At 65.3% G+C, this 23,621-nt stretch carries 19 protein-coding genes, 1 pseudogene and 1 other annotated feature; of the genes and pseudogenes, 13 read left to right on the top strand and 7 right to left on the bottom strand.

All coding sequences use genetic code 11. The features are described from left to right. Positions 1 to 55 precede the first annotated feature (55 nt). From GY937_11020 to GY937_11010, 3 genes are all read left to right on the top strand, one after another. Entirely contained in the window at positions 56 to 1,195 is a 1,140-nt protein-coding gene (locus tag GY937_11020) for a hypothetical protein (GenBank protein ID MCP5057243.1), read from the top strand. Further along, positions 1,192 to 1,761: a hypothetical protein gene (locus tag GY937_11015; GenBank protein MCP5057242.1), complete on the top strand. Its 570-nt coding sequence runs from the start codon at positions 1,192 to 1,194 to the stop codon at positions 1,759 to 1,761. Before GY937_11020 ends, GY937_11015 begins: the two co-directional genes overlap by 4 nt. A 111-nt stretch (positions 1,762 to 1,872) precedes the next feature. Beyond that, a complete protein-coding gene (locus GY937_11010) occupies positions 1,873 to 3,366 on the top strand; it encodes a hypothetical protein (protein MCP5057241.1) in 1,494 nt (497 codons plus the stop codon). 71 nt (positions 3,367 to 3,437) lie between these two features. On the opposite strand, the gene GY937_11005 is transcribed toward GY937_11010, so the two are convergent. Further along, positions 3,438 to 3,842: a hypothetical protein gene (locus GY937_11005; GenBank protein ID MCP5057240.1), complete on the bottom strand. Its 405-nt coding sequence runs from the start codon at positions 3,840 to 3,842 to the stop codon at positions 3,438 to 3,440. Positions 3,843 to 3,910: 68 nt separating this feature from the next. Here GY937_11005 and GY937_11000 point away from each other — a divergent pair. After that, positions 3,911 to 5,140: pseudogene (locus GY937_11000) on the top strand (IS3 family transposase). Beyond that, positions 4,190 to 4,306 (top strand) — a sequence feature (AL1L pseudoknot). It overlaps the preceding pseudogene by 117 nt. Here GY937_11000 and GY937_10995 read toward each other — a convergent pair. Together GY937_10995 and lnt are read right to left on the bottom strand one after the other, a co-directional pair. Continuing rightward, positions 5,133 to 7,718, bottom strand: a complete 2,586-nt coding sequence (locus GY937_10995; GenBank protein ID MCP5057239.1) for a hypothetical protein — start codon at positions 7,716 to 7,718, stop codon at positions 5,133 to 5,135. The pseudogene GY937_11000 and the gene GY937_10995 sit on opposite strands and share 8 nt — an antisense overlap. A 125-nt stretch (positions 7,719 to 7,843) precedes the next feature. Continuing rightward, positions 7,844 to 9,379, bottom strand: a complete 1,536-nt coding sequence (gene lnt, locus GY937_10990; GenBank protein ID MCP5057238.1) for an apolipoprotein N-acyltransferase — start codon at positions 9,377 to 9,379, stop codon at positions 7,844 to 7,846. A 207-nt stretch (positions 9,380 to 9,586) separates the two neighbouring features. On the opposite strand from lnt, the gene larB reads away from it, so the two are divergent. The 3 genes from larB to GY937_10975 all read left to right on the top strand — a co-directional run bounded on the left by larB (position 9,587) and on the right by GY937_10975 (position 11,856). Further along, positions 9,587 to 10,342: a nickel pincer cofactor biosynthesis protein LarB gene (gene larB, locus GY937_10985; GenBank protein MCP5057237.1), complete on the top strand. Its 756-nt coding sequence runs from the start codon at positions 9,587 to 9,589 to the stop codon at positions 10,340 to 10,342. Between the two features lie 2 nt (positions 10,343 to 10,344). After that, a complete protein-coding gene (gene larC, locus GY937_10980) occupies positions 10,345 to 11,556 on the top strand; it encodes a nickel pincer cofactor biosynthesis protein LarC (GenBank protein ID MCP5057236.1) in 1,212 nt (403 codons plus the stop codon). Between the two features lie 87 nt (positions 11,557 to 11,643). Then, entirely contained in the window at positions 11,644 to 11,856 is a 213-nt protein-coding gene (locus GY937_10975) for a hypothetical protein (GenBank protein MCP5057235.1), read from the top strand. Positions 11,857 to 11,863: 7 nt separating this feature from the next. Here the strand turns inward: GY937_10975 and GY937_10970 are convergent, their stop codons facing one another. The 3 genes from GY937_10970 to GY937_10960 all read right to left on the bottom strand — a co-directional run bounded on the left by GY937_10970 (position 11,864) and on the right by GY937_10960 (position 15,289). Continuing rightward, complete coding sequence (locus tag GY937_10970) at positions 11,864 to 13,225, bottom strand: response regulator (protein ID MCP5057234.1); 1,362 nt, start codon at positions 13,223 to 13,225, stop codon at positions 11,864 to 11,866. Between the two features lie 114 nt (positions 13,226 to 13,339). Further along, positions 13,340 to 14,995: a chaperonin GroEL gene (groL, locus tag GY937_10965; GenBank protein MCP5057233.1), complete on the bottom strand. Its 1,656-nt coding sequence runs from the start codon at positions 14,993 to 14,995 to the stop codon at positions 13,340 to 13,342. 6 nt (positions 14,996 to 15,001) lie between these two features. After that, positions 15,002 to 15,289: a co-chaperone GroES gene (locus tag GY937_10960; GenBank protein MCP5057232.1), complete on the bottom strand. Its 288-nt coding sequence runs from the start codon at positions 15,287 to 15,289 to the stop codon at positions 15,002 to 15,004. 244 nt (positions 15,290 to 15,533) lie between these two features. On the opposite strand from GY937_10960, the gene lexA reads away from it, so the two are divergent. From lexA to GY937_10945, 3 genes are all read left to right on the top strand, one after another. Then, a complete protein-coding gene (lexA, locus tag GY937_10955; protein MCP5057231.1) occupies positions 15,534 to 16,136 on the top strand; it encodes a transcriptional repressor LexA in 603 nt (200 codons plus the stop codon). Positions 16,137 to 16,191: 55 nt separating this feature from the next. After that, positions 16,192 to 16,779 (top strand): GTP cyclohydrolase I FolE, encoded by a 588-nt coding sequence (folE, locus tag GY937_10950; GenBank protein MCP5057230.1) that lies wholly within the window; start codon positions 16,192 to 16,194, stop codon positions 16,777 to 16,779. An 830-nt stretch (positions 16,780 to 17,609) separates the two neighbouring features. Further along, entirely contained in the window at positions 17,610 to 19,160 is a 1,551-nt protein-coding gene (locus GY937_10945) for a sigma-70 family RNA polymerase sigma factor (GenBank protein MCP5057229.1), read from the top strand. Between the two features lie 87 nt (positions 19,161 to 19,247). On the opposite strand, the gene GY937_10940 is transcribed toward GY937_10945, so the two are convergent. Beyond that, positions 19,248 to 20,768 carry a hypothetical protein gene (locus GY937_10940; GenBank protein ID MCP5057228.1) on the bottom strand — a complete coding sequence of 507 codons (1,521 nt, stop codon included), beginning with the start codon at positions 20,766 to 20,768 and terminating at the stop codon, positions 19,248 to 19,250. 292 nt (positions 20,769 to 21,060) lie between these two features. On the opposite strand from GY937_10940, the gene GY937_10935 reads away from it, so the two are divergent. Genes GY937_10935 through GY937_10925 form a run of 3 tightly spaced genes read left to right on the top strand, consistent with a single transcriptional unit; the run spans position 21,061 to position 23,613 of the window. Continuing rightward, entirely contained in the window at positions 21,061 to 22,086 is a 1,026-nt protein-coding gene (locus GY937_10935) for a rod shape-determining protein (protein ID MCP5057227.1), read from the top strand. A 22-nt stretch (positions 22,087 to 22,108) separates the two neighbouring features. Further along, on the top strand, positions 22,109 to 23,086 hold the full coding sequence (mreC, locus tag GY937_10930) for a rod shape-determining protein MreC (protein MCP5057226.1): 978 nt from the start codon (positions 22,109 to 22,111) through the stop codon (positions 23,084 to 23,086). Further along, positions 23,083 to 23,613, top strand: a complete 531-nt coding sequence (locus GY937_10925) for a hypothetical protein (GenBank protein MCP5057225.1) — start codon at positions 23,083 to 23,085, stop codon at positions 23,611 to 23,613. Before mreC ends, GY937_10925 begins: the two co-directional genes overlap by 4 nt. Positions 23,614 to 23,621: the final 8 nt, after the last annotated feature.

The raw sequence follows: 23,621 nt of genomic DNA, 5'->3' as shown, positions 1-23,621 counted from the left end.
GGGAGCTGCGGCAGGTGCGCCCAGCATCCCTATTTCCAGTGCTTCACCGCCGTCGGTGCGGGTTCGAACCGAAACCCTGGATCGTTTCCTCGCCTCGGTGGGCGAGGTGATCCTCAGCTCGAGCCATCTGCGCGGAACCGCCGAGGGAACGAACGGAGCGATCTCTCCCGGCCTCGACGCGGGCTTCGACCGGATGGAGCGGGTCGTAGGTGACCTGAAGAGGCGCGCGCTCTCACTGCGCACCGCTCCGCTGCTCCGAGTACTCGACGCGCTCCCCCGCATGGCGCGGGACATCGCCCGCGCTGCGGGCAAAGAGCTCGAGCTCGAACTCCGCGGCGCGGAGCTCGAACTCGACCGCGCGATCCTCGATCGGCTGGGGGATCCCCTCGTTCATCTGGTTCGCAATGCGGTCGATCACGGCCTGGAGATGCCGGAGGTTCGCCGCGAAGCGGGCAAGGCACCGGCTGGCCGTGTCGTGGTCGAGGCACGCCGGGAAAAGGATCAGGTGCTGATCTCGGTGGCGGACGATGGTCGTGGGATCGACCTGGCTTCCGTGAAGCAACGGGCCATCGCCGCCGGTGTTCTACACGAGGATCTGGCCGACGACCTCCCGGCTGACGAGATCGCAGCGCTCGTCTTCCGCCCCGGGGTCAGTACGGCGGTCGAAGTCTCGAAGGTCTCGGGCCGGGGCGTCGGAATGGACGCGGTCAAGGCGACCATCGAATCCCTGGGCGGCCGCGTCGAGTTGCACTCCCGTCCCGGGCTGGGAACGACCACATGCCTCATCGTTCCCATCACGGCCGCCGTTCAGCGCGTCTTGTTGATGGGCCTCGGCCCGGAGATCGTCGCCGTTCCGATCTCCAAGGTTGAACGCGTGGTCGAAGTGGACGGTGAAGCCATCGAGCAAGCCGGCAACGAGCAGTTCTGTCTGGTCGATGACGAGCCGGTGTTGGTCCTGGATCTGGCGCGGCGCATCGGCTTCTCCCGAAGCCGGGATCGTGGGGCCATTCCGCTCGTGCTGGCCCAGGTTCGTGGTGAACGGGTTGGCCTGCTGGTGGAGCACCTTGCCGGCCAGCAGGAGATCTACGTCAAGCCCGTGCCCAGGCTCTTGACCAGCGCACGTATGCTCGCTGGGCTCACCGTGCTGGCAGACGGCACACCGATCTTCCTTCTCGATGTGAATCAGCTGGCATGACCGGACTCACGACGCGAGGGCTCGACGAAGCCCAGGTGGATCGTTTTCGCGAGCTGACCAGTATCGGGGCGGGCCACGCCGCCAACGCCCTGGCCGCGATGGTCGGACGGCCGTGTGCGATGCATGTACCGACGGTCCTGGCGGTCGACACCGCATCCGCTCCCGTGGGAGACGCCCAACGAGACGATCCGATGGGCGTCTTCTTCGAGCTCCAGGGTGGGCCCGGAGGTCGCATCGCCTTGATCTTCCCCGGTGAGGTTCGGGATCTCCTGATCCGGCTGCTGGTCGGCAGCCGATCTCCGGACGCTGAGATGGCTGAGTCGGCCCTGCGCGAGTTGGGCAACATCCTGGTTTCCCACGTGGCCTCATCGATCGGCGAAACCACCGGAACGGTCGTCGTCCCTTCGGTTCCGGAACTGGTTCTTCACGACGCAGAGACGGCTTTCGCGAACCTCCTTCTCGAGGCTGGTGATCTCTCCGCCCTTCGCATCGAGACTGAACTCGGCGATCGCATCGGGGAGATTCATGCCAAGCTGGTGTTCGTCCCCGACGCTCCCGATAGGTGAATCGTTCCCGGCTGCTGATCGGGAAGTGGCTGGGGCGTGTTCGGAAGACGGTCCCAGCGGGCGAAGCCACGAAGGTCCCGTATTCTTCCGGCCTTTGCGGAGGTGTTGCTCTTGATCTGGCGGCTTTGCAGTGGGTTCGCGGGTCTCCCGGTCGGAGCGTTGGCGATCCTGGCGGTGGCCGAAGCTCCTTCGCCGGCTTGGATCGCTGCCGGAGCGTTGGCAGGCGGCCTTCTGCTCGTCGTGCTGCTCTCCCTGATCGCCCGGCGGACCGGGGAGGGCCCTCTGCGGATGCGCCACCTGGCCGATGGCGCGGTCCTGGGGCTGGCTGCACTGCCCGCCTGCTTTGCGAGTCTGGTGGAGCTTGCGCCGAGTGCGACGGTTCTCCTCTTGCTCGTCCTGCTGCTCGTCTTCGTTGGCCTGTTTCGAGCGGCGCGCCGGGACGGCCCCGGTCCGGGCCTCCTCCGTCAACTCGGGAAGGGGGCCGCTGCCGCGCTGGGGGGTACGTTAGGCATCGTCCTGCTTGCCGGGTTGGGAGCGGCCTCTACGCCCGCTGCACCGCCCCCCTCGGCCGCGATGGTATCCGAGGTCTTCGACGTCGATGCCCGGCTGGAGATGCTTCCCGCGCCGCGCTGCAAGGGCGAACTCGCCGGCTTCGAAATCCTTCCCGGGAGCGGAGCGCACCCGCGCTTCGACCCGGAAGAGAAGCGGATCTGGTTCGACGCGGCGACCGAGGCGGGGGGCCGCCAGATCTTCTGGCTCGATCTCGCCTCGGGGCGTTCGCGTTGCTGGACCTGCGGCGAAGCGGGGAACAATGTTCGCCCGGCCCTGGCGCACAGCGGCACTGGGATGGTGTTCGCCACCGATCGACACGCCAGTTGGAGGCACCCTCGCAACACGGAGCTGCATGCCATCGGAACAGAGGGCGAGGTGCCGCGTACCGGTTCGCGCAGGCTCACGGATCACCCGGGCTCCGATGACCACGCCTGGATCGGTCCGGCGTCGGGTCGGCTTCTCTGGTCTCGCGAGACGAAGGATGGCTACGCGCTGGTGACGACGACCGTCCGGACCGGCCACGGGGGACTCCAGTTGGGGGAAGCCGAGGTGATCGTGTCTGGTGGCTCCCAATGGGTGGTGCCGCTGGCCTGGTCGCCCGATGCGCGCACGTTCCTGCTGGCGCGCGGCAATCCCTACCGGCCGCTGAAGGCTCTCGCCCTTGATCTGACCACCGGAGAGGAGAAATCCCTCGGGTCTGAGGTCGTCTGGGCAGGGGGCGCTTCGTTCAACGGGGATGGTTCCTTCCTGGCGCTTGCTACGACCCGGCGGAGTCGGACCCTCGGACTGCTTCCGGGCCAGCTCGGTTTCCTGTTGGCCGCAGCTGCCGACCGTGAGGAACTCGACCGGCCGCTCTTCGACGGCACCGGCGTCGAGTTCGGTGAAGTCGGTGGAGAGCGTGTGGCTCTGGAACTCGGCGAACTCGGGAGTTGGGGAGTGCCGACCGGAATCAGCCTATCGCGAGATGCCAGGACCCTCTTGTTGGGGCAACGCCGATTCCGCGGGAGTGAGGTGGAGGAGCGGATCCTTCGCCTGTCCCTTCACTGCCCGTAGCCTGGGTGATTGCCCCGGCCACCGGCCGGTCGGGGGAGGCGGTTCCCCCGACCACCGGCCGACGATCCAGGCTATTGGACGACGAACGGGAGCTCGTTCGAGAGAAGCCCCTGATCGGTCTGGATCTGGAGCAGGTGGGTTCCGTTGGACGGTGTGCTCCCCAGATCGACCAACACCCGGTCGGTCGCGACCGTGTCATCGCCGATTGATTCACAAAGCGAGGTGCCACCGAGCATGCTGATGGAGGCGCTGCCGTCGAGCAGGCCATCCACGAATACGTGGTCCGCGGTGGTGACGTGGAGGGTTTCGAGAATCATCTCGGTTGCGCTGCCCGAGAGGACCGGAAGCGCCGGGTCCCCGGTCGTGCCCACTCCAGTTCCGCAGTTCGCACCGGGCACCGAAGCGAGGGGCTGGGGTGTGTTCTCACTCACGCCGGCGCGCAGATGGGCTGTCACGGTTGCGAGTAGATCTCCCACCTGTGCCTCGGCGAGGATTGAACCGCCCCGGGTTTGCCGGAGGCTCGATTCCTTGAGAGGATTGGGTCATGGCACGCAGGAGCAGGTTTTCGCAAGAGGTCCGGGAACGAGCGGTCCGGATGGTTCTGGAGCACAGGGCTGAGTACGGATCCGAGTGGGAGGCCGATGTGCTCGATCGCCGGGAAGATCGGCTGCTCGCCGGAATCTCTCCGCAAGTGGGTTCGGCAGACGGAGGTGGATACGGGGCACCGAGATGGCGTTTCGAGCGATGAGCAGGCTCGGGTGAAAGAGCTCGAGCGCGAGAATCGCGAGCTTCGCCGCGCCAACGAAATTCTTCGCAAGGCGTCCGCGTATTTCGCCCAGGCGGAGCTCGACCGCCGACCAAGATGATGGTGTCGTTCATCGACGAATATCGCGATGAACACGGGGTCGAGCCGATCTGCGAGCAGCTGCAGATCGCCCCGTCGACGTACTACGAGCAGAAGGCACGGGAGGCGGATGCCTCCCGCCTCCCAGCCCGGGTCGCCCGCGACGTTGGGCTTCGCGAGGAGATCGAGCGCGTGTGGAAGGAGAACTTCGGGGTCTATGGAGCCCGAAAGGTGTGGCGGCAGTTGATTCGGGAGGAGTTCGATGTGGCTCGGTGTACGGTAGAGCGCCTGATGCGCGAAATGGGCCTCCAAGGCGTAGTGCGCGGCAAGAAGGTCAAGACCACGATTCCCGACGAGCTCGCCGATCGGCCTCTTGATCTCGTCAAGCGCGACTTCACCACGACCTGCCCGAACCAGCTTTGGGTCGTCGATCTCACGTATGTGGCCACCTGGGCGGGCTTCGTTTACGTGGCCTTCATCACGGATGCCTTCTCGCGGAAGATCGTCGGATGGCGCGTATCGAACTCGCTTCGAAGCGACCTGGCACTGGATGCGTTGGAGCAAGCGCTTCATGCACGCCCGGACCACGCGGGCCTCGTTCATCACAGCGACCGTGGTGTTCAATATCTTGCCATTCGCTACACGGAGCGCTTGGCGGAAGCCGGTATTGAGCGCTCGGTTGGCAGCGTCGGGGACTCGTACGACAACGCCTTGGCCGAGACGATCAATGGCCTCTACAAGACCGAAGTCATCCGCCAGAACGGGCCCTGGCGGAACCTCGAAGAGGTCGAGTTCGCCACGCTCGAGTGGGTCGACTGGTTCAACCACCGGCGGATTCTCGAGCCGATTGGGAATATCCCGCCGGCAGAGTTCGAAGCGATGTACGATCAACAGCAGGAAGCGACCGCCACAGGGGCGGTGCTCAACTAACTGGGTCTCCGGAGAACCCGGGGCGGTTCAGATCTGCGCTCGGGTCAACTGGTTGGGCCCCACCTGGTATTTCCCATTGTCGAGAAATGGGAACGTCCTGGATTCCGAAGCGGATCCCAAAGCCTCGGAGGTTCACCACGCCCTGGACGTCGGCGGCTTCGAGATCGACCAGGACCTCCTCCGCCGGCGAGAGCGAGGGGCCGGGCGGGTCGATCGTCGTCACGTTGTTCAACGTCACCTGGCGCCCGAGCGCGCCGGGATGCCCGTTGCTGGCCTCTTCGAACATCTGGAAGATGGTTCCGGCATCGACGTTGTAGACCGGGTTGAAGACCGCGAAGGCGACGCCGAACGTGGTTTCCTCTTCGAGCCCGCCGGCCGGGTCGTAGGGGAAGTCGTTCGGCGGGCCCGTGCCGAAGAGCGGCGTCGAGATGCCGCTATTCGACGCGAGCATGATCTCCTCGGTGCTGGTGAATCCGGAGGAGAACTGCACGTAGCGATCCGTCAGCCCGCGTTGGGTCGGAGAGTCGAATCCACCCAGCGATTCGGAGGCCGTCGCGGTTCCGAGCGGAAGTTCGTGGCAGCCCCCGTCGGAATCGGCGCAGGTCGTCGGTGCTGCAACGCCCCCCTGATCCATGAAGAAATCCTCGAAACCGGTCAGGGCCGAGACCGAGAGGCTGTCATCGACCCGCCGCGAACGCGCCGGCGGGTAGGAAACGACTGCAAGAAAGTCTGCCATGTCGTCGCGTTCCGCCGTCGTCAGCTGCGGACTGGGGCAACCGCTGGCCTGATCGCACATCACGCCGGTAAGGCCACCGTCGACCAGGTCGCGGAAGCAATCATGTTCGGTGGCACAGTTGGGCCCGGAGGAGCCGGAGAGCCCCACCTCACCGTTCGGTCCACCGAAGGGATCACCCGGAACTCCGTCCCAATGCAACGGCAAGGTGTCGCGGAGTCCACGAATCGGCATGGTGCTACGAGGCTCCTTCTGGGCACAGAGCGCCGTCCACGTGCATTGCGCGCCGAGGTTCCACAACAACTGGTCGGTGTTGCCATCCGGGTGGCAGCTGCCGCAGGAGAAGGTGCCGGTGGTCGAGCCGTTGGCGTTGTTGAGCGCGATACGTCCCCTGCGAACTGCGGCGGGCGTCGGATCCGCTCCGACGTTGATCTTGCTGCCGCCGGTCGAGATGGCCGAGGGATTGCTGACGTCGATCACCGAGACAGTATTTTCGAGCGTATTCAGCACATAGGCCGTTTCCGGGGCGCCTGTGGTGGCATTCGACCGGAGCACGACGCCGCGCGGGATCTGCTGGAACTCGCTCGCGCCGCTCCCGAGATCGGCAATGTCGAGCGCCGTGCCGCTGCTGGTGTCGACCGTGAAGACGCGACTCGATCCGGCGGCGGTCATGACCAGGGTCGAATCGTCATCGCTGATGGCGATGCCGTAGGGGGTGGCGAGCTGGTTCCCTGCCGTCGGGTGGGAGGGGGGAAGCGGTTCGAGTTCGATCAGCCCGGGCGATCCGCAGCCGCCCGCCGTGCAGCTGAGGGTGCCGATCTGGTTGAGGAAGAGCCGGTTGTCGAGGTCGACGAGATCTTCGGTATTCCCTTCGGGCGGCAGGGCGGCGAGGCCATTGGCAGCATTCCGCGCCTCGGTCTGTGCCACGAAGGCGTTGCCGGAGCTGTCGACCGCGATGCCGTAGAGCAGTGAGCCGACGTGCTCGACCGCGCCTCCCGAAACCAGGGTGTCGGTGGAGGTGTTGTAGACGAAGACATCCCGGTCCGGGACGTCCGGGTCGACCACGATGTTATGCGGAAGGCCGGCAAGGGCGGGGCCAATGGCAAGGAGGTTGACGGCGAACTGTCCGAAGTCCATCGTGCATTGGCTGCCGGGTGAAACGCTTCCGCAGAGCGAGAGCTCCGTCTGGTTGCCCGATTCGAAGGCGGCGACGTAGAGCAGTTCCGGGTCGCCCTGGTTGGGTCCCAGGCGACGAACCGTCAGCGCTCGCGGGTCCTGGTTGGTGATGTGCAGGCGAGACGTCACGGCGTAGGTGGTGGTGTCGATCACGGCAACATCGTTGCGGGAAGAGAGAGCCACGTAGGCCTTGTTGGAGTTCAGGCTGAACGCGATCCCGACCGGCTCATCGAACTGGCTCACGCCGTTGGAATCGACTTCCTGGATGGTTTCGACGATCTGCAGGAAGCTGGCGCTGCTCGGGTCGATATCGACCACGCTGACCGAGTCGGAGATGTGGTTGGAGACCCAGAGTTCGCGACCGGCGCAGGTTGCCGTCGGCTTGACCGCCAGGGCGACGGGGTCCATGCCGACCCGGACGTGATCGGACCAGGTGTTCGTAGCCGCGTTGATCACGTCCACCCGGTTGCTGGTGGTGCTGACGGCGAAGACCCAGGAACTGGTTGCGCACTCGGAGAACGCAATCGGGTTCGACTGGGGGCTCAGGTAGCTTTGGTGTCCGAAGGCCTCATGGGAGGCGCGCGGCCGGCCGGCTTCGGAGGCAGAGGGGGCCAAAAGGGCCACTGCGCAGAGAACGACGACGAGGTGCCGCAGCTTCGGGATGCACATGCAGGTCTCCTAGGAGCTTTTCGTGAGCGCGGGATCGGACCTCTCCAACTCCTCCCGTTGGGAGCAGTTCCGGAGGTCCCAAGACGGGTCAATTTCCGGTTCCGAGTGGTTTCTCGAGGTTCCGGCTAAGAAACCCCACACTCATCTTGCGGGGAATCAGCGGGGTTGGGTGAACAATCTGCCGTTCGATGCCTGTCCCGGAAGTATGCGAGGGTGGGTAGGGCGACCAGGATCACCAGCAGCGGTAGATCGCCGGCCCATGCATAGAGCGTCTGCTCTTCGGAGTTCTGCACGGACCCGGTGAGCGTCCCCTCATCGAAGCTACCGATCGAGGCGACGATGCGACCGGCCGGATCGATGAAGCCGGAAATCCCGGTGTTGGCGGCCCGCACCACCCAGCTCCGATGCTCGACGGCTCGGAAGATGGCATGCCGGAACTGCATCTCCATACCGCTCCGGCTTCCGAACCAGACATCGTTCGAGAGGTTGATGAGATAGCCCGCGCCCTCTCGGACGAACTCCCGGATCGTTCCCGGGAATACGGTCTCGAAGCATATGGGAGTGGAGAAACGTCCCGGGCCGGATGCGAAGACGGTGGGCACGCGGCCCGGGACGTAGGGGACCCCGACTGCCAACTCGCCTAGCAGTGGTTGCCAGATCGGCCGCAGCGGTGGGTCGGATTCCGCGAACGGGACCAGCACTTGTTTGTCGTAGCTCTCCCCGATTCCGGAGTCGGGCTGGATCAGGACCACCGAGTTGGTGGGCGATCCCTCTTTCGAGCGGGGTGCGCCCGTCAGGATCGGAACGCCGAGATCCTTCGCGAACGCCTCGACCTCCTGCCGAAGCCTCGGTGTCTGGTCCAGGTCGGTGTCGATGGTCGTCTCGGACCAGATGACGAGATCCAGCTCCCGGCCCTCCGCCAGCGCCCGGGTCAGCTGCTGGTGGCGGCGGGTATTTCGCAGGGCCGAGCCGGGTTGGAAGCGCTGCGACTGCGGAACCGCCGCCTGTACCAGCCCGATGCTCCATGCATCACCAGAGCCGGCAGGGCTGCTGAGCCTCCAGGCTCCGTAGCCGGCCGCCAGCACGGCGAGCAGCAGGGGAACGAGTGCGGGCCGAAGCGAGCGGCGAAGCAGGGCGATGGCGAGCCCCGCATTCAGGGAGACCAACAAGAAGCTCACCGCGTAGGCGCCAAACAGGTCGGCCGTCTGGAGCGCCAGCGGCACGCGCGCCAGGGTGTGGGACGAGAGCAACCACGGCAAGCGGAGTGCCTCGACCTGGAACCACTCGGCAAGTACCCAGAACGCCGCGAAGACCAGGGGAGCTGAGCTGGCTCGAAGCTTCGGGCGAAGCCGCCCGTAGGCGCCTGCGGCCAGGGCTGGGGGGATCGCACCGACCAGGCCGACGAGCAGCAGGACGATCCAGGCAAGCGGGGCGGGTACAGGGAACTCGACGGAAAGGATGTGGATGGCCGATCGCCACACGACGACGACGACCGCAATCCAGGTGAGCCACACGAACCCGATCGCCCGCAGCACGGAGAGGTGCTCCAATGCGAGCAACATCGGGACCAGCATCGCGAATGCAAGCGGCCAGTAGCCGAGTGGCGGGAAGCTGAGCGCCACCAGAATCAGCGTGGCAATCCCTGCCACCACTCTGCTCATCCGACTCATGTTCCTCATGTTCGGGGGGGCGCCTCGACCGGTCAATGCGGCTCTGGGAAAGTCAACCAGTGGGGACGGAGTTTACAATTGACTTGTTGAAGAGGGGCAGCGCCCCTCTTCAACAAGTCAATTGTAAACTCCGTCCCCACTGGTTGACTTTCCGATGCCTCATTACTTGGTGCCTGGGGAGTCGGCTACTCTCGCGCGGTGGAACGCGAACAAGCAAGGGCTTTGCTCGAAGCGGTACGGAGCGGGGAGCTGGACACGGACGAGGCTCTCGAAGCGCTCGCCCAGCCGCCTGCGATCGAGACGCCATCGGGGGCGGCTCGCGTCGATGTCCACCGGGCGCTTCGTCAGGGTCTCCCCGAGGTGATCTTCGGGCTCGGCAAGGAGCCGGGACAGATCGCGGAGATCGCGCGGGCGTTGGTGGAGGCGGGCCAATCGCCGCTCGCGACGCGGATCGAGCCGGCGGCTGCCCAGCAAATCCTGGCTCTACTGCCTGGCGGAGAATACGACGAGGCCTCTCGGTTGCTCTGGTTCGGGCCGGCCGAGGTCGAGATTCGTGGCAAGGGAACGATCGCCGTGGTCTGCGCGGGAACGTCGGATCTCCCGGTCGCGCGAGAAGCAGCCGGCGTGGCCAGGCGCTTCGGGAACAAGGTGGAGCTACTCGCTGACGTCGGCGTTGCCGGCCTGCACCGTCTGTTAGGCGAGAGCCGATTGCTTCGGAGCGCTCGTGTGGTGATCGCAGTCGCTGGCATGGAGGGAGCCCTGGCCTCGGTGGTCGGAGGGCTGATCGACAAGCCGGTGATCGCCGTGCCCACCAGCGTCGGTTACGGCGCTTCGTTCGGTGGCCTCGCGGCGCTACTCGCCATGTTGAACAGCTGCGCATCGAATGTGACAGTGGTGAACATCGACAACGGTTTTGGCGCTGCGACCGTGGCGACCCTCATCAACAGGCTCTGAGCGTGGCGAAACCCAAGCCGAAGGCGCCCGCGGGGGGGCGTCGCGTTCTCCATCTGGATCCGTTCTCTGGCGCTGCTGGCAATATGTTCCTGGGTGCGATGCTCGACGCGGGCTTGCCGCGTCGAAAGCTCACGGAGGCGCTCGGCGGCCTCGGTGTGGATCATCGCCTGGTCGTCCGCCGCGCGAAGCGAGGCGCCCTGGCCGCGCCCTATGTGGATGTGAAGGTGCCGAAGCCCCGGCATGGTCATCACCATCCCCACCGTCACTTCGATACGATTCGTCGTCTGCTCGACGCTGCAAAGCTCGACGCGCAGGTGCGTGACCAGGCCCAGGCGATCTTCGCCGTCCTGGCCCGGGCGGAGGCACGCGTGCATGGCATTCCGATCGAGAAGGTCCACTTCCACGAGGTGGGCGCCGTGGACGCCATCGTCGATATCACGGGTGCTGCCATTGCGGTGAACGCGATGGGGATCGAGCGTGTCACGGTAGGGCCGGTGGCGTTGGGCGAAGGTGTCGTAGAAACCGAGCACGGCCGACTTCCTCTTCCGGCACCGGCCACGTTCGAGTTGTTGCGTGGGGTGCCGACCGTGCCCGCCCACGTGAACTGGGAGACGATCACCCCCACCGGCGCGGCGATCTTGCGCACACTCGCCGACGAGTTCACCGGGCTCCCGGCGATGACCATCGAGGCGATTGGCCACGGCGCCGGGAACGATCGGCCGGGTCCTCTCCCGAATGTGTTGCGTGTGGTGATCGGGCGGGAGAGCGGCGGTGGCGCGGATCGGGTCGTCTGTCTCGAGGCGAATCTGGATGATCTGGTTCCCGAGCATTTCGATCACGTGATGGAGCAGCTGCTCGAGGCGGGTGCGCTCGACGTCTCGCTCCAGCATGTGCAGACGAAGAAGAATCGGCCGGGTTTTCTCCTGCGCGTGCTCACGACCCCGGCCGATCGCATTCCGATGGCAACGCGCTTGCTCTCCGTGACGGGCAGTCTCGGCGTCCGCTGCCTGGAAGCGGATCGCCTGATCCTGCCGCGTGAAGTGCGCCGAGTGGACACCGATTTCGGGAAGATCCGCGTGAAGTTCGTCACCGCTCCCGACGGCCAACTCGAAGTGTCCGCCGAGTACGACGATTGCAAGCGTGCGGCCCGTCGCGAGAACCGGTCTCTTGGCGAGGTGGTGAGAGCGGCTGAGGAAGCGGCTCGAAATAGCTGAGGGTAGAACACTACAATCGACGGGTTTGACAATCCCCCTCGGCCGCTGTTTGTTTCACACCAGCGAGACACCACGCAGGAGGTACGAATGGCAGACTTGCCGAACGCGGTCGTGAAGCGGCTCATCACCAAACATGGCGACGGGCTCAGGGTTTCTGGATCGGCGATCGACCGAGCGGTCGAAGCCACGGAAGATTTTCTTGCGCGGCTTGCGCGTGAGGCTCACGCCTCTGCGATCGCCGACAAGCGCAAGACGATCATGGACAGCGATATCGACAAGGCCCGCGCAAAGCTGGGCTGAGCCAGCGCTAGCCAGTCGCACCTTCGAGGGCCGTCAGATAGTCGATCCATAGGCTCTCGTGATCGTCCGAGAAGGCGCGGATGCGCACGCCGATGCCGGGATCGCGTCCGCCGCGGGGATCCACGCGGTAGAGGGTTTCGACGTCCATGGAAACGCGCTCCCCCGTTTCGGGGAGCGCGAGTTCCACGCTCTCGAGGGCACCCGGGGAGCTCTGTCGCCCCGTCGAGACGAACATTCCGAGCCGGCCGACGACGGTCGTGAACCCGTCGCAGCCGTCTGTCCACGCCACAGCCAGTTTGCGTGCGAAGCGGTCGAAGCGGCGGCGCGGGCGTTCGACCAGCATGCGCTCCAGGCCCGCGGCCAGGCGCTGGGGGTCGAGTGGGCGCACGAGGTATCCGGCGGCGCCGAGGGCCCGAGCGGCCTCCCTTCGGCCTTCGCGGGCCCGGTCGTCGATCAGGACGACCGGCAGCTGCCCGATGCCAGGTACGTCGGCCAGGGTCGGAATCAGCTCGAGGCCTTCGGCCCGGTCCAGAACCGCGTCGGTCACGACCACTTCGAATGAGCTCTCGTCGAACGCCCGGCGCGCGCTGTCCGCACCGCGAGCCTGGGTCGTGCGAAAGCCCCGTTGGCGCAGTGCTGCGTCGAGCGCCGCATCCTCGGCGAGCTGCGGACCGACCAGCAGGATCTGGCGGTCGCGACCCCGGAAGACCGGGTGCAGAGGCTCGGCCGGGCTTTCATCACCCTCCAGGGCGCTGCGGCGCCGGCGTCGGGCTTCACGTTGGTCGAGCTGTCGCGTGAGTTCATCCAGGCATGAGGTGATGGCGATCTCGATCTCCGAAGCAGAGCGAGCCTCGGCCGGTAGGTCGATGACCCGGTCGGAGGCTCTCGCCAGGGCATGGCCGGCAAGTGGGCCCGGCGAGGGGAGGGCGAACGTTCGTCCCTCGATCCAACGGGCCCGGGCGCCGGGATCATCCTGGCCGACCGAGAGTGCCAGGCCGGCCTCGTCCCATTCGCTCTCATGGGCGAGCTGCGATTCCACGAGTTGGCTTCGCAGGTTCCGCTGGCCCGCCATGTGATCGATCCAGGCCGCGCGGATGCGTCCCTCCAGCTCGGAGGCTTCTCCGCAGCCGGCGATCGAGATGATGGGCAGCTGGAAGAAGGAAGCGGGCCTCAGGCATTTGATGCGCTGGGGGCCCACACTGGCAAACTCGATGCTGGAGACCGTGAGGGGCCCAGAGGGCGTCAAGAACGGTTCGTGAGCGAGCGACAAGACGCCGCGCAGACAGCGGCCACCGGCCAGGATCTCGACCTCGAGTCCCATCGCAGTCAGCCGTTTCGCGAGCCGCTCCTGGCTCTGACGCTCGTCCACACGGGTCGTTTCGGCCCGACCCCCCGGAGCCTTGAGCGGCCGGCATGCGCCTCAAAAAAGAACCGCCCCGGAGCGGAAGCTCCGGGGCGGTGGGATGAGCACGTCCGAGGACGCCTACATCATGCCGGGCATACCGCCCATGCCGCCCATATCGGGCATGCCGCCGCCACCACCACCGCCGGCGCCCTTTTCTTCGGGCTTGTCGGCGATCATGGCTTCGGTCGTCAGCAGGAGTGAGGCCACGCTGGCCGCGTTCTGCAGGGCTGCGCGAACGACCTTGGTGGGGTCGATGACGCCGGCCTTCAGCAGGTCCTCGTACTCCTCGGTCGCGGCGTTGAAGCCGTTGGCGCCCTTCGCGTTCTTGACCTTGTCGATCACGATCGAGCCCTCGACGCCAGCGTTCTCCGCGATCCGCCGCAGCGGCTCCTCGATGGCCCGGCGAATGATCGAGACACCCGCAGCCTGCTCGTCGTTCAGGTCCTTCTCCGCGCCGTCGAGCGACTTCTGGCTCCGCAGCAACGCCACGCCACCGCCGGGGACGATGCCCTCCTCGACTGCAGCACGGGTTGCGTGGAGTGCGTCCTCGACGCGGGCCTTCTTCTCCTTCATCTCCGCTTCGGTCGCGGCGCCCACCTTCACGACGGCCACACCACCGGCCAGCTTCGCGAGCCGCTCCTGGAGCTTCTCCCGATCGTAGTCGGAGGAGGTCGATTCGATCTGACCTCGAATCTCCGCACAGCGGCCCTCGATCGACTTCTTGCTTCCGGCGCCATCGATGATCGTCGTGTTGTCCTTGTCGATCAGCACGCGCTTGGCCTTGCCGAGATCCTTGAGGGTCACGTTCTCGAGCTTGAGACCGAGCTCCTCGGCGATCACCTGGCCACCGGTCAGGACAGCCATGTCCTGCAGCATGGCCTTGCGGCGGTCACCGAAGCCCGGGGCCTTCACGGCGGCCACGTTCAGCGTTCCACGGATCTTGTTGACCACGAGCGTGGCGAGAGCCTCGCCGTCGATGTCTTCGGCCACGATGATCAGCGGCTTGCCCTGGCGAGCGACCTGCTCGAGGACGGGAAGCAGATCCTTCATGTTCGAGATCTTCTTCTCGTGGAGCAGGATCATCGGCTCGTCGTGGGCCGCTTCCATGCGGTCCGGGTCGGTCACGAAGTACGGCGACAGGTAGCCGCGATCGAACTGCATGCCCTCGACCACCTCGAGGACCGAGTCCATGGACTTGGCTTCCTCGACCGTGATCACACCCTCGTTGCCGACCTTCTGCATGGCCTCGGCCAGCATCGCACCGATCGTCTCGTCGCTATTCGCCGAGATGGTGCCCACCTGAGCGATCTCTTCCGAGTCGCGGGTCGGCTTCGAGAGCTTCTGGAGCTCGCCCACAATGGATTCGACGGCCTTCTCGATGCCGCGCTTCAGCTCCATCGGGTTCATGCCGGCCACCACGAGCTTGCTGCCCTCGCGGTAGATGGCCTGAGCCAGGACGGTGGCGGTCGTGGTGCCGTCACCGGCCACGTCGGAAGTCTTCGATGCGACCTCCTTCACCATCTGCGCGCCCATGTTCTCGAACCGGTCGTCGAACTCGACTTCCTTGGCCACGGTGACGCCGTCCTTGGTGACGGTCGGAGAGCCGAAGCTCTTCTCGATGATCACATTGCGGCCCTTGGGTCCGAGCGTCACGCGCACGGCGTTGGCCAGGCCATTGACGCCGCTCAGGAGCTTCTGCCGCGCTTCCTGATCGAATTTGATTTCTTTTGCCATTACCAGTTACTCCAGAACCCCGAGGACGTCGTCCTCGCGGATGATCAGGTGCTCTTCGCCGTCCAGGTTGACTTCAGTGCCCGCATATTTGCTGAACAGCACCTTGTCGCCCTTCTTCACGTCCAAGGGTTGAACGGTGCCGTCTTCGCGGACCTTGCCTCCTCCTGCGCCGATGACGACGCCTTCCTGGGGCTTCTCCTTGGCCGAATCGGGGATGATGATTCCCCCGGCGGTCTTCTCTTCTTCGTCCAGGCGCTTGACCAGGATCCTGTCCTGGAGCGGTCGGATCTTCATACCAGCGAACTCCTCCGAGACCCTCACCCGGGATGGGGGTGGGGCGGGCGTTGGGGATGACTCGGATCGGAACGATCCGAGCGGGTCGAGTTAGCACTCGACGCGAGTGTTTGCCAAACCAGCCCGGACGGTATGCACGAGTTTTTCAAGGTCAAGTCAGCACCCTGTTTTTCTTGGGTTCTTGCTTGACCTTCGCCTTCTGTTCGGCGAATCTCCGGCGAAATCACCGTTTGGAGGCCGTTTCGTGGCCCTGACCCGTCGCCAGCGAGAAATCTACGATTTCATTCGCCAATTCGTAGATGAGAAGGGCTATTCGCCGAGCCTGGAGGAGATCGGACAAGCGTTCGGGCTCTCCTCCGTGGCGACGGTCCACAAGCACGTCCAGCACCTGGTGGAGAAGGGCTTCCTGAAGAAGGCCTGGAATCGCTCCCGCTCGGTCGAGCCCATGGACGAGGAGCGGACCGGCCTCGTGGAACTCCCGCTGCTCGGCACGGTCGCGGCAGGCGCCCCGATCGAGGCCTTCGAGGTGGACGAGCGCGTCGCGGTGCCTCAGGAAATGGTGCGTCGGCGCGGCGAGAGCTTCGTTCTCCAGGTGCGCGGCGATTCGATGATCGATGAGCACATCCAGGACGGTGACCTCGTCGTCATCGAGAGCCGCCCAGAGGCCCGCAACGGAGAGACGGTCGTCGCACTGGTGCGCGGCTCCGAAGCGACGCTCAAGAAGTTCTACAAGAAGGGCCCCAAAGTGATCCTGGAGCCTGCCAACCAGACGCTCCGGCCGATCGAAGTTCCCGCCGAGGATGTCCAGATCCGCGGCGTCGTGCGAGGGCTCCTGCGCAGCTACTGATCGGGCCTTGAGGGGCGTTGGGCTAGAGTCCGCGTTTGCCCGACGGAGGCCCTCAATGAGCGACGCCCACGACGCCGATCCCATCGAACCCCTGATTCGGGGACTGCTCGCCGAACTCGGCCAGGATCCCGAGCGGGATGGTCTCGACCGGACGCCGGCGCGGGTGGCGAAGGCCATGCGTTTCCTGACCAAGGGCTACGAGGAAGATCCGGTCGAAATCCTCAATGGCGCCATGTTCGATGTGAGCTACGACGAGATGGTCGTCGTCAAAGACATCGAGTTCTACAGCCTCTGCGAACACCACATGCTGCCTTTCTTCGGGCGCGTCCACGTGGCGTACATCCCGGACGGCAAGGTCGTCGGGCTTTCCAAGATTCCTCGTGTGGTCGAGATGTTCGCGCGGCGCCTTCAGGTGCAGGAGCGCCTCACCATGGAGGTGGCGGAGACCCTCGAGAAGGTGCTCCAGCCAAGGGGTGTCGCGGTGGTCGCCGAGTCGATCCACCTCTGCATGATGATGCGTGGCGTGCAGCAGCAGAACACGTTCGCCATCACCAGTTCGTTGAAGGGCGTCTTCCAGACCGACCCGATGACCCGATCGGAGTTCATGGAACTGATTCGCCACCGCAAGGCGTCCTTCGCCTAGGCGCATCGGGTCGCATTCGAGAAGGGCTGCGGGCCTCGGGTCCGCGCCTGTTCGATGGTCAGGCGGGCCGCGCAGTCCTGCGATTCTGCGCAGTGCAGCCGGAAAAAGCACGAGTTCGGGGCGTGACGCGCAGAAAAAGACACATGACGCAGCGTTTCCCGACCGCTCGTTCGGGTCATCATGGCGCGTCGCGTCAGGAGGTGACTCGATCGTATCGAGGAAATGCTCTCAAGTAGCTGAGATTGCTAATGAATATTTTCTTTCCGAGAGCGTCATTTCATGCTTGGCAAACGGACTAAAGCGGAATATCCTGCAGTCCGAATGGATTAGGAATGACGGGCTCCGGCAACTCCAGCTGGAAACGGTCTTCCGAACTGCCTGATTTTTCTCACTAAATGACTCTGCTGCAACGCGTCGCGATGCAGCAGAGTGGCCAGCGTGAGGACGACTGGGACGAGCGTTGCACGAGTTTTTGTGTTGCGTCGCCTGGATCGAGCGTCACGTGGGCCTCCGAAGCGGAACGAACCCGCAACAGGTGAGAGGAAAACGGCAAGGCGGGACCACCTGTCAGCCGGGTACGGATCGGAGTTGCGAAGAGGGCGCCTCCCACCGGACCAGTGAAGCGCCCAAGAGACAGCGAGAGAACCCGAGAGCCAGCTGACTGGATCCGGGAAACCGAAGCCGGGCGCCACGCCGGCAACCAGACCAGGACAACGAAAATCGAGGCCTGCACGCGAGCAGGAGCTTCCGGAGAGCCCGGTAGCGAGAGCGCGGCGGGACTTTGAAATGCGGCGACCCTACTTCGTCGCTCCCAGACAAAGGGGTGAGGGATGACCAACGAAAACGACCTCTCCATTGAAGCGCAGCGCCGTGCAACCTGGCGGCGGATCGCGCCGGAAAACGAACTCGGTCAGGAGACCGATGCGCAGGCCGTGAAGAGCGCGAAGTCGATGACCCGCGTCGATCCGAAGCGGCTGAACACCCAGAAGGAAAGCCAGCGCTCGAGCGAGCGCGGTGCCCTCGTTTCCTACTTCAAGGACATCGCTGAGATCGCGACCCTGAAGAAGGAAGAGGAAGTGATCCTCGCCAAGGAGATCGAGGCTGCGACGCTCGCTTTTCGCGAGGGGATGGTCACGATTCCGTGGACCGCCAAGGAAGCGGTGCGGATCTGGCAGGGCCTGAAGGCCGAGAACCGCGCCACCGGCAAGATGTGCGAGTCCTTCGGCTCGGGCTCGCCCGAGGGTGTCGATCTCGGCGGCCGAATCGACCAGATCCTCGGCAAGATCGAGCTCGCGCTACGCAAGCGCGAGGCCGCAATCGAGGCCGAGAAGTCGGCTGAGGTGCTCAAGTTCGACCGGCGTGCCGCCGCGCGGCTCCTGAAGGAGGCCGATCTGTCCATGCAGCTGCTCGGGCGGATCCGCAAGGGCGTGCTCGAGCTGTACAAGGATGCGGCTCGCTGCAACCGCCGGATCGCTGCGCTGAGCTCGAACAAGCGGCCCCCCCAGAGCGAAGCCGGCAAGGCCAAGCGCAAGCAGGATCTCGTGCGCTGGAACGAGCGCGGTTCCGAGCTGGCCTACGAGGTCGGCATGGAGATCGGCGACTTCGTCGAACACATGGGGCGCGTTGAAGACGAGTGGGATCGGCTGTCGGATGTGAAGAGCGTCTTCGTGCAGCACAACCTGAAGCTCGTCGTGGCCATCGCGAAGGATTTCCGGAACATGGGGATCACCTTCCAGGATCTGATCCAGGAGGGGAACATCGGCCTCATCCGGGCCGTCGAGAAGTTCGAGTACCACCGCGGGCACAAGTTCTCGACATACGCCGTGTGGTGGATCCGCCAGGCACTGATCCGGGCCATCCAGAATCATTCTCGGACGATCCGGATCCCCAGCCATGTGCATGACACCTTGCTCAAGTACTACAGGGCGTATAACGCGCTCGAAAAGAAACTGGGCCGGGATCCGACGACCCGTGAGATCGCCAAGACGATGGACATCGAGGTGGAGCGTGCCGAGCAGCTCCAGCGAATGGTCCGCGAGCCGGTGAGCCTCGAGAAGGACGTGCCCGGCACGGACTCCAAGAAGGTCAAGGACATCGTTGCTGATCAGAACCCGATCTCGCCGGTGGCGGGGCTTGACCACGCGCGCCTCGAGCGGGCCAGCGATACGTCGATTGCCCAGCTCTGCGAGCGCGAGCGGAACATCCTGCGCTGGCGTTTCGGCCTGAAGGGCGAGCGCGAGCACACGCTCGAGGAGATCGGCGGCAAGCTGGGTCTTTCTCGCGAGCGCGTTCGCCAGCTCGAAGCCCGGGCACTGACGAAGCTTCGCAACTCGGATAGCCGCGACCGCCTGGAAGCGTTCGCATTCGAGGCGACGCTCTAGCCAGCGACCGACCGCCTTGCGGCCCTCCGGGCGTGGAATGCGCCGGGGGGCCGTTTTCGTTTGGGGGCGCCCGCTCTCCGCTTCTCGTCAGTCCAGCTGGGTGAGGTCGTAGACCAGCTCTCCAGCTTCCTGGAGCTCGTCGCGGACCCGGGCCAGCCACTCGGTCGTGGTCGCCTGGCGGCGTTCCCCGAGCAGGCGCTCACGCTCCGCGTTGGCGCCTGCTTCGAGCTGATCGTCGGTCGGGCCGGTCCGTTCCAGTAGCTGGATCAGTACGAAATTCCGGTCGCCGACTTCGTGGATGGTCGGGTCGGACGGGGACTCTGTGGTCAAGGCAAAGGCTGCACCCAACAGCTCCGGCTCCGCACCCACGCCCGGGACGAAGCCATCGGGTCGATGGCGCAAGGGATCGGGGCGGGTGATCACGATCTCTGATTCTCGCGCAGCATCGACCAGCGCTTCGCCGGCTCGCACCCGTTCGGCCAGGGTCTCGGCCTTTTCCCGTGCCGCTGCGGTCGAGGCGTCGGTGAGGGCAAGATCGCGCGCGATCTGTTCTCGCGCCTCTTCGAAGGGTGTGATCTGGGCCGCGCGCTTCTCCTCGAGCAGGATGATGTGCCTCCCGAAGCTGCTCTCGACCACATCCGAGACCTGGCCGGGCTCCAGGTTGAACGCAACGTCTTCGAATTCCTTCACCATGCGACCGCGGGAGAAGAATCCAAGATCTCCGCCGCGGGCCTGGCTGCCCGGGTCGTCGGAGAGTTCGGCAGCCACGTCGGCGAAGGCCTCACCGCCCTCGAGCCGCGCAAGGGCGGCTTCGAGCTTCTCGTCCGCCGCTGCCCCGGAAGCCTCATCTCCGTCCTCGGCCTTGCGGATCAGGATGTGGCGGGCGCGCACCTCCTCGGGCCGATCGAACTCGGAACGACGTTTTTCGTAGGCCTCCTGGAGTTGCTCCGCCTCGTTGTCGAGCAAGGCCTGGACGGCTTCCTCGGAGGCCTCGAGCCCTTCCGGCCTCTTGCTTCCGTCCAGGGTCACCATGGCAATCTTCACCTGCTCGCCCGTGTAGCGGAGCGATTCCCGCGCTTCGGCCTCGGAGACATCGACCGATTGCCAGAGCAGGCGCTGGAGCTTGCCCTGAAGGATCTCGCTCCGCAGGGCTTCTTGGAAGCGAAGCAAGCTGCCGAACTCACGCTCCGCATAGTTGCGCACGAGGTCCTGATTGAGCTTGCCCTCTTCGTCCAACACGCCGGGCAAGCTGTGGAGGTAGTTGCGTACCTCCCGATCGCTGACGACGAGGCCCATCTGCTCGGCTTCGAAGGCATACAGCCCGATCTGCAAGAGGCTGCTGGCGGCGGATTCGTCGAGGAAGGGCGCCGCGGCCTTCGGGTCATAGCCATCGCCCAGGGCCTCGCGGTATCTGGCTTCGATCCCGCGCTTCACCCGATCGACCTCTCGCAGGTCGAATGAGCGGGAGCCGACGCGCACGACGACGCCGTCCTCCTCGACCGGACCGCCGCTGCCCCCGCCGCCGAGGTACAACGTGAACACGACGGCAATCGCCCCGATCACCAGGATCATGAACCAGCGGGATCCCTCCCGGAGCGCACGGAGCATCTCTTCCCCTTGTGGCCCCGTTCCGGGACCGTCGAGTGTGAAGCCCGGCAAGGTACGAGGGGCTCCGCAGGGGGGCAATCCCAGGAGCCCGCTCGGGATTGTCCTTGCCGCCTTCCCCGGGGGCTGATAGGATGATTCATCGCCCCTCCCGGATAGGGAAAGGCGCTTTCAAACCGCGGACTTAGGCCGTGAGTTGTCGGTCTGGAAGCTCACGATCTGGACCCTGTTCCAAACCGGGTTCGAAATCTGAACACAGGCCGACCACAGGGAGAAGCTGGTGCCCTTCAAACGCATCCTGGGTTGGTTCTCGAGCGACTTGGCCATCGATCTCGGAACGGCCAACACCCTCGTCTACGCCAAGGGCAAAGGCATCGTGGTGTCCGAACCCAGTGTCGTGGCGGTGGTGAAGGATGGCCGCGGGCCGGACAAGGTCCGGGCCATCGGCGAGGAAGCGAAGAAGATGCTCGGGCGCACGCCGGGCAACATCGTCGCCATCCGTCCGATGAAAGACGGCGTCATCGCCGACTTCGACGTCACGGAGGCGATGCTGCGCCACTTCATCGAGCGTGTGCACAACCGCTCGTCGGCGCTGGTACGCCCGCGCATCGTGGTGGCGGTTCCTTCGGGCATTACATCGGTCGAGAAACGCGCCGTCCGCGAAGCGTCACTCGCTGCCGGAGCGCGCGAGGTCTATCTGATCGAGGAGCCCATGGCCGCCGCAATCGGTGCCGGGCTTCCCGTGACAGAACCGTCGGGCAACATGATCGTCGATATCGGTGGCGGCACGACGGAGGTCGCGGTGATTTCGCTCTCCGGAGTCGTGTATTCCAACTCGGCTCGCGTCGGCGGCGACAAGATGGACGAGTCCATCATCAACTACGTGAAGCGCAAGTACAACTTGCTAGTCGGTGAGCGGACCGCAGAACTGATTAAGATGAAGATCGGTACGGCCTACCCGACGGCGGATATCGACGTCATGGAAGTGAAGGGCCGGGACCTGGTCGCGGGAGTCCCGAAGACACTCGAGATCAAATCCGACGAGGTCCTCGAGGCGTTGCAAGAGCCGATTACAGCGGTGGTCGAGAGCGTGCGTGTTGCCCTCGAGCAGACGCCGCCGGAGCTCGCTGCAGATATCGTGGACAAAGGCATCGTGATGGTGGGGGGCGGTGCCTTGCTGCGAAACCTCGACGTGCTGCTACGGGAGGCCACGGGGCTCCCGGTGATGCTCGCCGAAGATCCGCTGACGGCCGTGGCGCTCGGGACAGGCCAGACGCTCGACGAGCTCAAGCTGCTGCGCGAGGTGACGATCCCGTCGTGATGCCCCCGCCCATGGGGAGGCCATGGGCGATTTTCTGCGCCGCATCCGCCTGCCCCTCCTCTTCGCGGGGCTGCTGCTCCTGACCCTCGTCCTGATGTTGCAGGATCGGGGAAGCCCCGCCCGGGGTACCGCCCCGGTGGGCCCTGAGAGCGACGGCTCGCCCTCGGCTGCGGCGCCGCCTCTGGAACCAACGGGCTCGGATCTTCCCAACTCGATCTTCGAGATCGCCGCGCCGGTGCAGAAGGCGCTGGCAAGCCCGGTGGATTGGCTGGGAGAGACCTGGGCGAACTACGTGGCCCTGGTCGATCTGCGCCTCGAGAATGACGAGTTGATGGGCCGCCTTGCGGAGCTCGAGGAAGAGAACCTCCAGTTTCGCGAAGCACTCGTTGCCAGCGGGCACCTCGACGGCATCGCCCGCATGCGGGAAGGCTTCGAGGTGCCGCTGCTTCCGGCTCAAGTCGTAGGCCAGGATGTGTCTTCCTGGTTTCACGCGATCCTCGTCGATCGCGGCCGCCGTGCGGATGTGCTCTCGGGCATGCCGATCGTTTCGGAGCACGGGCTCGTCGGGGTGGTGACGGCCACCTCGCTTCATGCCAGCCGGGCCATGTTGTTGCTCGATCGGCGCAGTGCCGCCGACGCGATCATTCAGCGCAGTCGCGCTCGAGGCATCGTGCGTGGCACCGGGAGCGGCGAGCTCGAGTTCGTCTTCATGGTTCGTGGTGACGATGTCTTGCCCGGTGACGTCGTGATCACGTCCGGCTTCGGCGGCGTGTATCCGAAGGGCGTCCGCGTCGGCCGCGTGACCGATGTGAGCACGGATCGCGCCGAACTCCTGCACAAGGCACGGGTCACGCCGGCCGTCGATTTCGGTCATCTGGAGCAGGTCTTCGTGATGCTGCGCCGCGCGCCCACGATGGATCTGCTGTTTGCTGGAGACGGGGATCTCGCCGACCCGGCCGGGGAAGAAGAGGCGGCCGCGAAGGACGCGGTGGCACCGTGAGGAATGCGGTGGCGCTGCTCCTGCTCGGGCTGCTGGCCCTGGTGGTCGAGAGCGCGTTGGCTGCCGGGATGCCCGTGCGGTTCGTCCCCCAGGCGTCTCTCCTCGCGGCAGTGGCGGCCGGGCTGGTGCTGCGTCCGGGTGAGGCCCTCGTGGTGGCTGCGGCGCTCGGGCTCGGCGCCGATGCGCTCTCAGGAACCCTGCTGGGGCAACAAGCGATGCTGCGCATCCTGGAGGTGGTTGCGACCCGTGGGATCGCTGCCCAGCTCGATCTTCGGCACGGCTTCCCCCTCGCCATCTTCGTCAGCGTCATGTCCCTGGTCGATGCGATCCTGCTCGTGCTGGGTAGTCAGTTCTTTCTGGGTCTCCACTTCCATGGGGCCGAAGTCGGGGGTGCTCTGGTACGGGCGGCCGTGACCGGGATTTGCGCCCCCTTCGTCGGCAGCCTGGCTCAGGGCCTCGTAGACCGATTGGACGAGAGTCAGGCCCGGCGGGAGATGCGGCTCGAGACAGGACGGTCTGGCCTGTGAACGGAGCT

This window comes from bacterium (assembly GCA_024228115.1).
GTDB lineage: Bacteria > Myxococcota_A > UBA9160 > UBA9160 > UBA6930.
The sequence above is the reverse complement of the archived record's forward strand: the minus strand, read 5'-3'. Positions and strand labels throughout refer to the sequence as shown.

What these genes read in the sequence shown, in the direction of transcription:
- GY937_11015 (MCP5057242.1), top strand. Translation starts at nt 1,192, where the DNA reads ATGACCGGACTCACGACGCGAGGGCTCGACGAAGCCCAGGTGGATCGT.
- GY937_10995 (MCP5057239.1), bottom strand. Translation starts at nt 7,718, where the DNA reads ATGTGCATCCCGAAGCTGCGGCACCTCGTCGTCGTTCTCTGCGCAGTG.
- lnt (MCP5057238.1), bottom strand. Translation starts at nt 9,379, where the DNA reads ATGAGCAGAGTGGTGGCAGGGATTGCCACGCTGATTCTGGTGGCGCTC.
- GY937_10975 (MCP5057235.1), top strand. Translation starts at nt 11,644, where the DNA reads ATGGCAGACTTGCCGAACGCGGTCGTGAAGCGGCTCATCACCAAACAT.
- groL (MCP5057233.1), bottom strand. Translation starts at nt 14,995, where the DNA reads ATGGCAAAAGAAATCAAATTCGATCAGGAAGCGCGGCAGAAGCTCCTG.
- GY937_10960 (MCP5057232.1), bottom strand. Translation starts at nt 15,289, where the DNA reads ATGAAGATCCGACCGCTCCAGGACAGGATCCTGGTCAAGCGCCTGGAC.
- folE (MCP5057230.1), top strand. Translation starts at nt 16,192, where the DNA reads ATGAGCGACGCCCACGACGCCGATCCCATCGAACCCCTGATTCGGGGA.
- GY937_10945 (MCP5057229.1), top strand. Translation starts at nt 17,610, where the DNA reads ATGACCAACGAAAACGACCTCTCCATTGAAGCGCAGCGCCGTGCAACC.
- GY937_10940 (MCP5057228.1), bottom strand. Translation starts at nt 20,768, where the DNA reads ATGCTCCGTGCGCTCCGGGAGGGATCCCGCTGGTTCATGATCCTGGTG.
- mreC (MCP5057226.1), top strand. Translation starts at nt 22,109, where the DNA reads ATGGGCGATTTTCTGCGCCGCATCCGCCTGCCCCTCCTCTTCGCGGGG.